This is a genomic window from Fibrobacter sp. (assembly GCF_045112255.1).
Lineage (GTDB): Bacteria > Fibrobacterota > Fibrobacteria > Fibrobacterales > Fibrobacteraceae > Fibrobacter.
The window spans coordinates 43565-56865 of record NZ_JBGUHR010000125.1 but is presented as its reverse complement, the minus strand read 5'-3'; the positions used below and the strand labels follow the sequence as shown (position 1 = coordinate 56865).

12 protein-coding genes are annotated in these 13301 nt (G+C 51.0%); 5 read left to right on the top strand and 7 right to left on the bottom strand.

The features are described 5' to 3' along the window. Positions 1-219: 219 nt before the first annotated feature. The gene (locus ACJMM9_RS16310; protein WP_405329327.1) at positions 220-1758 is read right to left on the bottom strand and encodes an SPOR domain-containing protein; all 1539 of its coding nucleotides are present in this window, start codon (positions 1756-1758) and stop codon (positions 220-222) included. A gap of 129 nt (positions 1759-1887) precedes the next feature. On the opposite strand from ACJMM9_RS16310, the gene ACJMM9_RS16305 reads away from it, so the two are divergent. From ACJMM9_RS16305 to ACJMM9_RS16285, 5 genes are all read left to right on the top strand, one after another. Beyond that, a complete protein-coding gene (locus tag ACJMM9_RS16305) occupies positions 1888-2958 on the top strand; it encodes a hypothetical protein (RefSeq protein WP_405329325.1) in 1071 nt (356 codons plus the stop codon). Positions 2959-3009: 51 nt separating this feature from the next. Then, the gene (locus ACJMM9_RS16300; RefSeq protein WP_405329323.1) at positions 3010-3459 is read left to right on the top strand and encodes a type II toxin-antitoxin system VapC family toxin; all 450 of its coding nucleotides are present in this window, start codon (positions 3010-3012) and stop codon (positions 3457-3459) included. 141 nt (positions 3460-3600) lie between these two features. Beyond that, positions 3601-5058 carry an Asp-tRNA(Asn)/Glu-tRNA(Gln) amidotransferase subunit GatB gene (gatB, locus tag ACJMM9_RS16295; protein WP_072828926.1) on the top strand — a complete coding sequence of 486 codons (1458 nt, stop codon included), beginning with the start codon at positions 3601-3603 and terminating at the stop codon, positions 5056-5058. A 97-nt stretch (positions 5059-5155) separates the two neighbouring features. Further along, a complete protein-coding gene (locus ACJMM9_RS16290) occupies positions 5156-5494 on the top strand; it encodes a hypothetical protein (RefSeq protein WP_405329321.1) in 339 nt (112 codons plus the stop codon). 43 nt (positions 5495-5537) lie between these two features. Further along, on the top strand, positions 5538-6272 hold the full coding sequence (locus ACJMM9_RS16285) for an IMP cyclohydrolase (RefSeq protein WP_405329319.1): 735 nt from the start codon (positions 5538-5540) through the stop codon (positions 6270-6272). A 157-nt stretch (positions 6273-6429) separates the two neighbouring features. Here the strand turns inward: ACJMM9_RS16285 and ACJMM9_RS16280 are convergent, their stop codons facing one another. The 6 genes from ACJMM9_RS16280 to glgC form a co-directional block, all read right to left on the bottom strand. After that, positions 6430-7821, bottom strand: a complete 1392-nt coding sequence (locus ACJMM9_RS16280) for a GntR family transcriptional regulator (protein WP_405329317.1) — start codon at positions 7819-7821, stop codon at positions 6430-6432. A 3-nt stretch (positions 7822-7824) separates the two neighbouring features. Further along, positions 7825-9156 carry a methylenetetrahydrofolate--tRNA-(uracil(54)-C(5))-methyltransferase (FADH(2)-oxidizing) TrmFO gene (gene trmFO / locus ACJMM9_RS16275; protein WP_405329315.1) on the bottom strand — a complete coding sequence of 444 codons (1332 nt, stop codon included), beginning with the start codon at positions 9154-9156 and terminating at the stop codon, positions 7825-7827. A gap of 164 nt (positions 9157-9320) precedes the next feature. After that, positions 9321-9776, bottom strand: a complete 456-nt coding sequence (locus tag ACJMM9_RS16270) for a hypothetical protein (protein WP_014544981.1) — start codon at positions 9774-9776, stop codon at positions 9321-9323. A gap of 17 nt (positions 9777-9793) precedes the next feature. Then, entirely contained in the window at positions 9794-10846 is a 1053-nt protein-coding gene (locus ACJMM9_RS16265; protein WP_405329313.1) for an IMP cyclohydrolase, read from the bottom strand. Positions 10847-10955: 109 nt separating this feature from the next. Next, positions 10956-11777 (bottom strand): NifU family protein, encoded by an 822-nt coding sequence (locus tag ACJMM9_RS16260; RefSeq protein WP_405329311.1) that lies wholly within the window; start codon positions 11775-11777, stop codon positions 10956-10958. 162 nt (positions 11778-11939) lie between these two features. Then, positions 11940-13190: a glucose-1-phosphate adenylyltransferase gene (gene glgC, locus ACJMM9_RS16255; protein WP_014544985.1), complete on the bottom strand. Its 1251-nt coding sequence runs from the start codon at positions 13188-13190 to the stop codon at positions 11940-11942. Positions 13191-13301 lie beyond the last annotated feature (111 nt).

Below are 13301 nucleotides of genomic sequence, written 5' to 3'. Positions count from 1 at the left end.
TCTTCTGTGTGTTTTTTATACATGAAAACCCCGAAAGTTATGTCCAACTTTCGGGGTTCACATCACTACGCCGGTGGGTCACTTTTTGTATAACATTATACTTTCGTTCAAGAGTCGAGCGGTCTTCCGTGAGCAATAAACGCCTCGTATTAACGAGGCGTGTTTGCGAGAGCGAGGCGAAGACGGAGTCTCGTTTCGCTCAAGAGCCGAGCGGTCTCCTTAATTTATTCTACCAACCAAGTTGCCGGAGAGCATGAAGTCCTTAGAAGCCTTGTAGCTGTGGAAACCTGCAGAGAGGGAGAAGCGGTCCGTGAGAGCCTTTTCAAGGTAAAGGGCTGCAAGAACATCCTTTACATGCTTGGTGTGGCCTTCATAGAAGCCGTGTTCTTTACGGTTGTAGACATATTCGGCTTCGAGGATAACACGGTCAACAGTCTTGAAGTTGAGTTCGATGCCGCCAGTAACAGGCACGGCAAGGTCGTCAGACAGATCCATCAAGGCAGCTTCGCCAAACAACGTGAGGAAGTTAGGAATGATCGGAGCGCGGACCTTCAAGGATGCGTTGTGGAAAATCTTTGCATCGCTGTCGTGAACCTTGTCAAAGATGTTGCTGCGGTAGCCGAGCTGGATATCGAACAATTCAAGGCTCGGGAGGTCGTGGAAGTTGAATACGACGCGGAGGTCACCCTTGTTAAGGTAGGAAGCCTTGCTGATGAAGGAAAGGGCGATGTCCATGTTTTCGTTGGCGATGAAGCCGAATTCAAACTGGTTTTCAGGATCCTGGGTAGAAAGGAAGCCATTCTTGTAGCCATCGATGTAGCCACCGAAGTAGTCTCCGTTCTTGTCGGTGTTGTCCCAACGACCGACCTTGAAGCTAAACCAGTTCTTGCTCTGGTATGCCCAAGCTTCGTCGAGCGAGAAGTAATCTTCGACGCTGCTCATTTCTTCGTTGATGTTGTCGGTCTTCAGGTCGCCCGGGTAGAATGCAAGGGCGACTTTACCCTTGAAGTTTTCCGTTTCGGCGAGAATGGCGAGATTGGCCTTGCCGCTCCACTTTTCGAGGTTGTTCGATTCATCGTCATCTTCGGAGGTCCAGAAAACCTTGCCAGCTTCGAGTTCGAAGTCTGCGTTGATATCGAAGTTGATTTCGTTTACTGTGAACACTGCATTTTCGATCATCTTCTTTTTCTTGCGGCTAGTGGTCGATGCAGGTTCTGTAGCAGCGACTTCTTCAGCCGGTGCAACTTCGGTCGAAACTTCAACTGCCGGGGCCGGTTCTGCCTTGATTTCCGGAGCCTTAGTTTCTGCAACCGGAGCAGGAGCTTCAGGAGCCTTGACTTCTGCTACTGGTGCGGGGGCTGCTTCTGGAGCCGGGGCCACGGCGGCCGGTGCTTCAACCGGTGCAACTTCGGTCTTGGCTTCTTCTACCTTTGCTTCAACGGCTTTTGTTGCTTCTTCAGCTTTGGCTTCGACTGCTGGTTTCTGTTCGTCTACAGCGGCTTTTGCATCTGCCGTTGTCTTTGCTGCTTCTTGAACCTTTGCGTCTGCGGTGGCCTTTGCGTTATCTACAGCCTTGGTTGCATCGGCTTTTGCCTTTTCGACCTTTGCTTTTTTCTTTGCGGTTACAGCTTTTGCTTTTGAAATTGCTGCTTTTGCTTCTACGGCCGGTTTTTCTGTTGCTGCTTTAACATCTTCTGCTGCGGGGGCTGCAAAAACGGATGCTGCCAGCAAACAGGACGCAAGAAACATTTTCTTCATTTGGATCTCCTTGGTATAAATCCGGGTTTGAATACTCGATTAAATGTTAGCAAAATAATCTTAATCTTTTTTTTACTACATATAATGCCCCCAATAATCTAATTTAAATATCCAAAAGAGGTGATCGTTTTGAAAAAATTATTGTTGGTGATGTTGGTGGTTTTGTCGGCGAGCGCGTTTGCTCAAATGAAGCTGGATGTCTATAAGAAGATTAATGGTGCTGTAGACGAAAATCGCCCCCTTGGATATTTGATGTCGTCCGATGCCATCAAGGAACTTCCGATTCCTAAGGACCGCATCGAGCACGAAAGCTACGTGGATGTCCAGGAGAAGGTCCGTGGCAAAAATGGAAAATACCAGACGGTCACCAAGAAACAAAAGGTGGTGACTTACGAAGAAGTGGAACCAAAAGTTCCGCCGCGTTATGTGCCGGTGAATTGCAAGTTTGGCGATGTCTGGGTCAAGCGTTCGGAGCTGGATCGCTTTATGCAGGAATACGTGGACTTGAGTGGGGAATATGTCTCTGAAACGGGACGCGTTGTGCTCAAGAGTTCGCCGAGCAATGCCAGCCGCTTTAACATCATCGTTCAGAACGGCAAAGACGATAACGTGGCCGAAATCGAAATGGGCAATCTCGAAAAGAAAAATATCAATGGCCATGCGCGTTTCGTTTACAAAGAAGATGGCTGCGCCGTAGGCGTGGATGTGTTTAACCGTGTTGTCCGCGTGGCCCAGCGTGGTTGCGAGGATTACAATGCTGGCGAATACACACTTGCGGGGAATTACCCGACGTTCAAGGGGAACAATCGCATTGTCGAAACGTTTAATTTGGATTCCTACAGTTTTTCTTACCCCAAATACCTCTGGTGTGCGAGCGGTTATGACACATGCGAACCGCTAAAAGATGAACACGGAATTGTGAATATCACCTGGAGCAAGGATGGTCATGGGACGATTGAACGCAAGGCGGGGAGTACGGTGCATACGTACCGTGCTATGGAACGCGTGATCCCGCACAAGCGCGACTATTTTATGGGTGAAAAGCCGATTGCGATCAAGACCAAGCGTACCGACATGAGTGGCGAATGGATGAACTGGTATTTCTATCCGCGCGCAGGCCGCTTTAAGATGATGCGCTCTGGACAGCGCCACGATGCCGCTTACATGGAAATTTACGAACCGGTCAAAGAAGATGATTAAGAGTGGGCTTCGCCCAAGCCCGTAATATGCAAAGAATTGCATTAGAAGATTATGATTAAATCTATTGAACAGAGTCGTATTTTGTTTTTGGATTCGGGGCCGCTCGTTAGGCTTTTGCAGATGCACCCGGACTATTACCCGATTGTTTCGGGTGTGCTTGATGGCGTGTACGAGAACAATGTGCAGGTCTTGGTTTCGTCTGTGACTTTATTTGAAATTTGCAAAAAGGCGTATGGCGCAAATGATGGCGTGCTTGCTCGGCAGTACCGCGAGTTCTTCGAGAAGTCTGCGAATGTGCGCCTTTGCGAAGTGAATGCCGATGTGTCGTTGAAGGCGGCGGAACTCTTTGCTGCTGCGGCCCGCACGAACCACAAATTGACCGAGAACGAATCTTTGCGCCTTGCAACCGCGTTTGTGAACGGTGCTGATTGCATCCTTACGGAATGTGCAAACTTCCGCGATGCAACCGATGCGCTCGTGGTAACGCTCGACGAGTTGTAATTATGAATTAGGAATTCGGACTTCGGAATTGATTCTTTGTTCCTGAAGAATCATTATTATAAAGCCCAAATCCTTCCTGCTTCCTACTTCCTACATCCTACTTTTTCTATCTTTAGCGCGTAAAATTTATTGGAGTTTAACATGTCTAATTACTGTCCTGTTATTGGTCTCGAAATCCATTGCCAGCTCGCCACTAAGACAAAGATGTTCTGTGGCTGCGAAATTGAAGTGAACACAAGCCCGAACAAGCACGTTTGCCCTGTTTGCCTCGGTATGCCGGGTGCCATGCCGGTGCCGAACAAGAAGGCTGTGGAATACGCCATTCGCTTGGGGCTCGCTCTCAACTGCGAAATCGATTTGAACGCCATGTGGACTCGTAAGAACTACTTCTACCCGGACCTTCCGAAGGGTTACCAGATTACGCAGACGGGTGGACTTCCGGTGTATGACCATCCGATTTGCAAGAACGGCTGGCTCGAAATTGTGAAGGCCGACGGCACCAAGAAGCGCGTGGGCATTACCCGTATCCACATGGAAGAAGACGCCGGTAAGCTCATCCACGACATGAGCCCGTCCCAGAGCCACTTTGATGCCAACCGCTGCGGCACACCGCTTTGCGAAATCGTGACCGAACCGGACATCCGTAGCCCGGAAGAAGCAGTGCTCGTCTTGAAGAAGATCAAGCAGACGCTCGAATACACGCGCGTTTCTAATGCCAACATGGAAAACGGCAACATGCGCTGCGACGGTAACATTTCGCTGCGCGCTTCTGAAGACGCTCCGTTCGGTATCCGCGCCGAAATCAAGAACTTGAACAGCTTCACGAACCTCGAAAAGGCTCTCTACTGCGAAATGAACCTCCAGGCATCGACGCTTGATGCAGGCAAGGAAGTCGAACAGTGCACCAAGCGTTATGATCCCAACGCCGACAAGACGATTGTGATTCGCTCTAAGGAAGACGCTCACGACTACAAGTACTTCCCGGAACCGGATATGGTCCGCCTCGTGACCGACCCGGCCTTCGTTGAAGAAATCCGCCGCACCCTTCCGGAACTGCCGGATGCACGCCGCGAACGCTTCATGAAGGATTTCGGTGTTTCTGAATATGACGCACAGGTGCTCACCGAAGACCGCGACGTGAGCGAATGGTACGACACCGCCGCCAAGAACTGCAAGAATGGCAAGGTGCTCGCCAACTGGGTCATCACGGAACTCCTCGCCAAGATGAAGGACCTCGAAGGTGGCCTCTCCGCTCTCAAGATTAAGCCGGAACAGCTTTGCGCTCTCGTGAACCTCATTGCAGACAACACCATCAACGGTAAGATTGCAAAGACGGTGTTCGCCGAAATGTTCGAAACGGGCAAGGATCCGGAAACGATCGTGAAGGAAAAGGGCCTCGTGCAGGTGACCGACACCGCCGCTATTGAAGCCGTGGTCCGCGAAGTTTGCGCTGCCAACGCTGCCCAGTTCGCTGAATTCAAGGCCGGCAAGGTCGCACTCAAGGGCTTCCTCGTGGGTATGACGATGCGCAAGTCCGGTGGTAAGGCAAACCCGGGTCTCGTGAACCAGATTCTCGACAAGCTCGCTAAGGAAGGCTAGTTTAGACGAGAGACGAAAGGTGAGAACGCCGATAGAAATAACGAATAAATGTCATTCCGTGCTTGATTCGGAGTTTAGATGGCGGATCAAGTCCGCCATGACGAGGCGTGGCCGAAATTACTGCGGCAATTTATTGCTCGTGGTTTTGTTTGCGCTTTTTCTCGCTTTCCCGACCTCAGCCTTTGCAAAGATGGACCGCTCGGACAGCTCCTATGTCAGTACGCTGAACATGACTGACGAGCAGAAGGAAAAGGTCTTCGGTGTTGATTCAGCGACTCTCGCCAAAGGCCCGACCTTGCAGGAACTTAACGAAGAAAATCCGACTTACGTCAAGCGCGAATACGACCATAAGCAGCAGGTGGTTGTCGGTAGCGTGGTGATGTTCTGCGTTGCCCTCGCGATGGTCCTGATGAACAATTACAACCCGAAGAGATAAGTTTAAACCTACAACAAAGTGCCGCTGGCACGCCGAAATCAATATGAACTACACAGAAGAAGCAAAACAGAATTTCAACGACCTCTCCAAGAACCCGTATCCGGGCCGTGGCATCGTGCTTGGCACAAGCGCCGATGGCAAGTCCTATGTGCAGGTTTACTGGATCATGGGTCGCAGCGTGAACAGCCGCAACCGTGTGTTTGAAATCGAAGCCGATACTGGTTTTATGAAAACCAAGGCTTTCGACGAATCCAAGCTCACGGACCCGCATCTCATCATTTACTATCCGGCTCGTCACACGAAGGACGTCCAGATTATCACGAACGGCGACCAGACGGACACGATTTACAACGCCATCAAGCTCGGAGGCACGTTCGAAAGCGCACTCCGCACTCGCCAGTACGAAGACGATGCTCCGAACTTCACACCGCGTATTTCCGGCATCCACTACAAGAATGCTGAATCGGCTATCTACAAGCTCTCCATCCTCAAGAGCCGTAACAATAGCGAGGACGCTGGCTGCGAACGTATGACGTTTGAATTTGAAAAGGCTCTCCCGGGTCTCGGTCACTTCATCAGCACATATGAAACCGACGGCAAGCCAATTCCGTCTTTCAACGGCTTCCCGAAACTCATGCCGATTTTCGCCACCGCTGAAGAAACGCTCAAGGCTTACTGGGATGCTCTCAACGCAGACAACAAGGTTTCCTTGATGGTCAAGTGGATCGACCGCGAAACCTTCGAAGCCAAGACGATTATCGTTAACAAGAACGTGTAAGAGTTCCGAGTTTCTAGAAATGTCATCCTCCGAAGGAGGATCCATAATATTCACGATTACGTGTATGGATCCCCTCACTTCGTTCGAGGATGACAGCTCCAGAATGACATTGTTATAATGCTAGTAACTAAAGACTAGTAACTGCGGTGAAGCCGACTTACTTCTCAATGACCTGCCCCAGAATCTGGTGCAGGCGTTTTTTATTCCCGAAACCATCGGGATTTTCGATGTAGTAGAAAATTTGTTTGATAAGCGCACTCGTGTTGAAATCGTACGAGGCGATTCGGAGCAAGTAGCTTTCGGCGGAGTTGTCGAATCCGAGCACGTTCGGGTCGGTCTTGTCGCCCGGCAATGTGCAATCGCCGTCATCGCTCATTTCGTAAAAGAGTCCCGCGACTTCATCGTTCACGCAGACCCAGCAGTTGCAATTTTCGGGCACATTCTTGGCAAACTGCAAAAGCTTTTTCTTCACGAGGTTACGGGCGTATGATTCTACGGAAAATCTCGAGACTTTCTGTCTTGCGATTTCCTTGTAGTCCCACGGGCTTGCAAATTCGTCATCGGTAAATGCAATGACTTCTAGCCCCGAATTCATGAGGCCCGTCAAGCGGTCCTTGGACCAGGAACTGTTATGGTACGGCGAGAAATAGCAGACCTTCTTGAAGCCTTTCTGCAACAGGTATTTGCCGAGCTGCTGGCCTGGAATTTCTCCGAATGTGGAGTTGAAAAACGCCCAGTTGTTCTTGCTCAAGAATCTCGGCGGGATGTTTTGCAGCGGGTGTTCCCACCAAACGGAAACGGGGTATTTCACGCCGTAAAAAAGCTGCAAAAGCGCATGTGGATTCTGCACCAAGAGCGTCGATAGCACCGCGCCAATGGCGTTCGGATAATCTGTCAGGTGGCAGACTTTTCCGCTGCGGTCAATGAGCTTGCCGCTTTCTTCGTTGATTCCGAGCAGAATGAGCTTGAAATGCTGTTCACCGGCAGTCTGGTAAACGAGGCGCAAGAAGTCGAGTTCGCGTTCGCTTTCTGCGGTAAAGCCGCCCCACGAATTGCATCGCGTGACGAACAGAATTTCGCTGAAATTCTTGGCTGTCTTTGTCTTGAGCGGGGAGGCGAATGCGTACAGGCGCCCACGGCGCACAAGAATGCCCTGGTTCACTTTGTGGATCAGGAACTTGCGGAGAATCGTCTGCGATACGTTATAGCGGTCGGAGAGTTCCTTGGCGAGTGGCAGATTCTTGTTCGGGTCGAGGAATCCTTTTTCCCAGTCCGTTGAAAATTCGCGTTCAAGGCGTTCGAGCACGGTTTCGTGATGAACCGTCTTTGAAAGCATTTGCGCGAGGTCGTTCACGTCCGGGGCTTTGCCCCAGAAGAATCCCTTGCCGCGGATGCTGTAAATGAGTCCTTCTTCGGAGAGCTGCTTGAGCACTCCCTGAATGGTTCCCGACGAGACTCCAAACGTTTTCATCAGCTTGCGCACGGACGGGAGCATTTCCCCGTCCTTCAGCTCTTGCTGCAAAATCGCTTTTTTTATCTCGTCGCGCATATTTTATGCCATGTTTCGGGCCGCAATCCATTCGCGAACGGCTCGTTCGGCTCGTTCGGCAAGAATCTCTTTCTTGTTCTTTTTCTTGAGGCCTTCGTGATGGGGGAGGAGGCCGAAGTTGAAGTTCATCGGCTGGAAGTCCTCGTTCTCTTCGACAAGACGGTTCATCAAGGAGCCGATGCAGCTTTCGTCAGGAAGCGGATCGGAATGCCCATGTAAAATCGTCTGCGCCATGTTCCAAGCGGCGTACCAACCTGTTGCAACTGCTTCGGTGTAGCCTTCGGAACCCGTAATTTGGCCTGCAAACCACGTGGGCGGAATGCCTTTAGCGCAATCGAGTTCCGGACGCAAGCGAAGCGTTTTGTCGAGGAACTTCGGCGATTCAATAAACGTGTTGCGGTGCATGCAGCCGAGGCGCGCAAACTTTGCGTTTCTCAATGCCGGCACCATGGTAAAGATTTCCTTTTGCGTTCCCCACTTGAGGCGCGTCTGGAAACCGACCATGTTGAACAAGGTTTTCTGCTTGTTCTCGGCGCGGAGCTGGATCACGGCATACCACAAATGTCCGTTGTTTCCAAGCCCAAGTCCGATGGGGCGCATGGGACCGTGGCGGAGAGTTTCGTAGCCACGACGTGCCATTTCTTCGACGGGAAGGCAGCCTTCAAAAAGCTCGCGCTTTTCGAACGGGCGCGGTTCAGTCGCTTCTGCTTCGCAGAGCTTGTTCACAAATTCTGTATAAGTTTCCTTGTCCAATGGGCAGTTGATAAAGTCTGCCGTTTCGCCTTTTTCCCAGCGGTTCATGTAGAACGCATGGTCAAAGTCGATGCTGTCCGTCTCGACGACAGGCGCGATCGCATCAAAGAAGTGCAGACGGTTACTGCCGAGGCGCTTGAAAATATCGTCGGCGAGAGCATCACTAGCCAAAGGACCTGCGGCAACAAGCGTCGGGCAATCGCCTTCAAGGCTCGTCACTTCTTCGCGGTGCAGCGTGATGTTTGGAAATTCTGCAATCTTCTTTTCGACAAGTTCACTAAAAATGTCGCGGTTCACTGTCAAGGAATCGCCTGCAGGTACAGCCGCTTCACGCGCGCAATCCAAGAGGAAACTTCCGAGTAAAGTGAGTTCCGCTTTTAAAAGGCCATGGGCGCTTGTAATGCCTAAAGCCTTGAAACTGTTAGAACAGACGAGTTGGGCGAGGTGTCCGTCCCTATGGGCGGGCGTCTGCCTGTTGGGGCGCATTTCGTACAAATCTACCTGAAAACCGCGGCTCGCCAATTGTAAAGCCGCTTCGCAGCCTGCAAGACCGCCACCAATAACACGTACTTTATTGCTCATAACAGTTAAATAATAATGTTTGTTAATAGTTCCGAGTTACTAGTTACTAGGGCCACTTCGTGACAGTTCTAAGTCTCAAGTTACTAGAAATGTTTATTTTGCATTTTCTAGTAACTACTAACTATTAACCAGTAACTAAATACTAGTAACTGCGGCGGAGCCGCCTAATTAACCACAATCTTCCGGTAGCTCTTCGCGTTACCGATCCAGAGCTTGACCAACAATTCTTCGAGGGATGCCGTGCTTACGCATTCCGGGTCTGCATCCTGAATTTCGTCCGAAATAAGATTCGCCTGAGTCAAGTTCAGCATGCCGTAGTACAAAGCCTCAAGCAACTGAGACAAAAACTCGGGCGAAACCTTAGCGACAGACTCCATGTCATTCAACGGCGGGAGCTGCGTTTTATCCGGCTGGAACTGATCCAAGTTATCCATAGTCCACATATCGGTCGCCTTGCTCATTTCGGGGGAGGGCGCAATACCGCTAAGCTTGGAACGATAATCACTCCATTCTTTGGCGGTCGTTTTCCCGGCCTTGCGGACAGACTTCAAGAAGGAGAGGACTGCGTAATACAGGTCTTTCTCCCTTTGGTTTGATTCTTTCTGAGAAACTGGAATCATTCTTACCTTATAATGAATTAGTGGCGGAAATGGCGCATTCCGGTGAACACCATCGCAATGCCGAACTTGTCTGCAGATTCGATGGAGAGGTCATCCTTCTTGGAGCCACCCGGCTGAACAATGTAGCGGACGCCAGCATCGTGTGCGGCTTCGACGTTGTCCGGGAACGGGAAGAATGCGTCAGAACCCATAACGACTTCGCCGAAGACCTTCTTTTCGAGAGCCTTGAGGCCGGCTTCGTTCACGAGCTTGCCGTTTTCGTCGAAGAATTCCTTTGCTTCCGGGAGGCGGGCGACGTTGTCGCGAACGCGCGGCTGGCAGAGGCGGAGGTTCGAGTCGATTCGGTTCGGCTGGCCCGGGCCAAGACCCATGACCTGGAAGTAACCCGGCTTGTATTCGTAGCACATCACGATAGCGTTAGACTTTGTATGCTTGGTGACGAGCCAAGTGAAGCGGGCGAGGTCTTCCTTGTTCTTCGGGAACTGGGCCTTCGTCACGCATTCGAACTTTTCCCAAGTACCGATGTCGCGGTCCTGGACGAGCATGCCGCCGATCACGTGCTTGTAAACCTTGCAAGGCGTTGCCTTCTTGATTTCGCCAACTTCGAGGAGGCGAATGTCCTTGGACTTGTTCTTGAGGAATTCGAGAGCGTCGTCGTCGAAAGCCGGAGCGAGCAAGATTTCAACGAACTTGCCCTTGAGGAATTCGGCAGTCTGGAGATCGACTTTGCGGGTCACGGCAATCACGGAACCGAAAGCGGACACCGGGTCACCAGCCCAAGCGGCTTCGAGAGCTTCGCGGAGAGTTTCGCCCGTAGCAAGTCCACACGGATTCATGTGCTTCACGATCACGACAGCATTGCCGTCGCTGAATTCGCGGGCCATTTCGAGGGCTGCGTCAGCATCGACGATGTTGTTGAAAGAAAGTTCCTTGCCCCAGAGCTGCTTGGCAGAAGCGAGGTTTGCTTCGGTGCAGGTCGGGTCGCGGTAGAATGCTGCGGACTGGTGGGAGTTTTCACCGTAGCGCATCGGCTGCGGGTCAACGAATTTCAAAACGAGTTCTTCGGACATATCATTTCCTTTGTGGATTTTTCCGAAGGAAATATAGAAAAAATGCCCACGCACGGTGGGCACATAAATAATAACTAAAGACTAACAGCCAATGACCATTGACTAGCTTTTAGAACAAACTAGCAGGAGGATTGTTGTCATCCAAGCCTGGAACGTCCGGATTCTGCGGAATGTTTGCGAGCGGGTCTTCCGGTTCGACTATCAAGTTGTAATAGACATTGTTCTTGAGTTCGTCTTCGATGTAGAAGAGTGTGCCGCCCATTGCGCTACCACATCCGGCGCAAGCGCCCTGGTAACGGATTTGCAAGCGGTTGTCGTCTGTCAAGTCGAGAATCTGCACGTCGCCTCCATCGCCCTGGAGCGTTCCGCGGACGGTCTGGTGCAACCAGGCTTCAATCTTTTCGATTTTCTGGGCTTTGGTCAGCGCATTCCATTCGGCATCGGCTTCGGCACGGCCTTCTGCGGTCTGTGTGCGGTACTTGATGCGTTCCATCTTCTCGCGAACGATAATTGCTGTAGCCTTCTTTTCGGGGTAGACGAGCAGAATCTTCGAGATGAGCGTGTTCATCTGCTTGATTTCCAAGGCGTCTTCCGGGATGGCTCGCACGTCTGGCGTGTCGCGCAATTCTTCTTCGAGGCTTTCGGCGGTAATCTTGCAAGCATCATCGACCGTTGCCATCTGAATCTTGCGGCAGAACGAATCGGCAAGGGCGGTAAAGAGCGGCCCGCCGTACGTAAAGAATCTCGTTTCCAGAATCTTGTCGCATTCCGGGTCGATCATCAAGTAGACCTTGAGGCTCGATTCCTTCACATCGACGAGGGCGAGGCCTTTTTCATCGGCTTCAATCTGGAAAATCGCCCCACGGTACTTGGGGGCTTTGGCAATATCTTGTAACTTCTGAGAAAATTTTGCGCTTTGTTCTTCGTTCATGCGCGCTAATTTAGAAATTTATGACGCTTTTGGGGAGGGTTTTGCAAAGCCTAGCGTAAATATAGGGTTTTGAACATAAAAAGGAAATGCCCGCGCAATGGCGGGCACTTTAAACTTAACTGGATCCCTCACCCTTGCAGGGTTCAGGATGACGTGAAAGATTTATGCCTTTATTATCGTATCCTTAGCGAGGACGACGATGCCGGATTCGGTCACGTGGAAGAGCTGCTTGTCGCGTTCCAGGTCGTAACCAATCTGGAAACCGGCCGGAATATGCAAGCCCTTTTCAACGATTGCGCGGCGCACCTTAGCACCCGGGCCAATCGTCACGTTCGGGAAGAGGATGGACTCTTCGACGAGAGCGTCCTTCTGGATGGTAACACCCGGCGAGAGAATGCTCTTCACGACCGTACCACCACCGATAATGCAGCCCGCAGAAACGATGGAATCGACAGCTGCGCCTTGATGGCTTTCGTTATCGCCCGCAAAGAAACGTGCAGGCGGCTGGTTCCAGTTATACGTACGGATCGGCCAGTAGTTGTTGTAGAGGTCGAACGGCGGATTTTCGGAGCAAAGGTCCATGTTTGCTTCAAAGAAGGCGTCAAGTGTACCCACGTCGCGCCAATAACCCTTTGTAGAAGCCTTTTCGCCACGCACGATGTTCGTATTGAAGTCGTAAACGTACACCGGGTATTCCTTGTACAAGCGCGGAATGATGTGCTTGCCAAAGTCCGTTGCACCGTCGTTTGCGCCCTTCAAGAGTTCGCGCACGAGGAACTTGCTTGTGAAGAGGTAGTTGCCCATGCTGGCAAGGCACCAACCCGGACGGTTCGGCATCTGCTTCGGTTCCTTAGGCTTTTCTTCGAAACCGATCATGCGGTTGTCCGCGTCAATTTCGATAATGCCAAATTCGCGAGCTTCTTCGACCGGCACTGGGATTGCCGCAATCGTGAGGAGGGCCGCACGGCTCAAGTGGAAATCAATCATCTGGTTGATGTCCATCTTGTAAATGTGGTCGCCACCGAAAATGGCAACGAGGTCCGGGCGTTCGTCGGTAATCAAGTTGATGTTCTGGAAAATGGCGTCGGCAGTACCGCGGTACCATTCATCACCAGTGCGCATCTGTGCAGGAACGAGGTCTACGTACTGGTCTAGGCTTGCGTTCAGGCTCCAGGCGGCAGAAATGTGCTTGTTCAATGAATCGCTCTTGAACTGCGTCAAAACCTTGATCTTGAAAATGCCGGAGTTGATGAAGTTGTTAAGAACAAAGTCAATAATGCGGTAGGTTCCGCCAAAGTGTACGGCGGGTTTTGCACGGTCGCGGGTGAGGGGCTGCAGACGGCTCCCTTGTCCACCAGCCATGATCATGCAAAGGATATTCTTTTGATGTTCTCTTGAGTATGACCAGCTCATGAAATTCCTCTGTAAATTCTATTTCGTAATAACTGCCCATAAAATACCATTTTTTTTGCTAAAAACATTAAAATTTTGAATTTTTGTTAAAAAAAACAAACCGAAATAGGC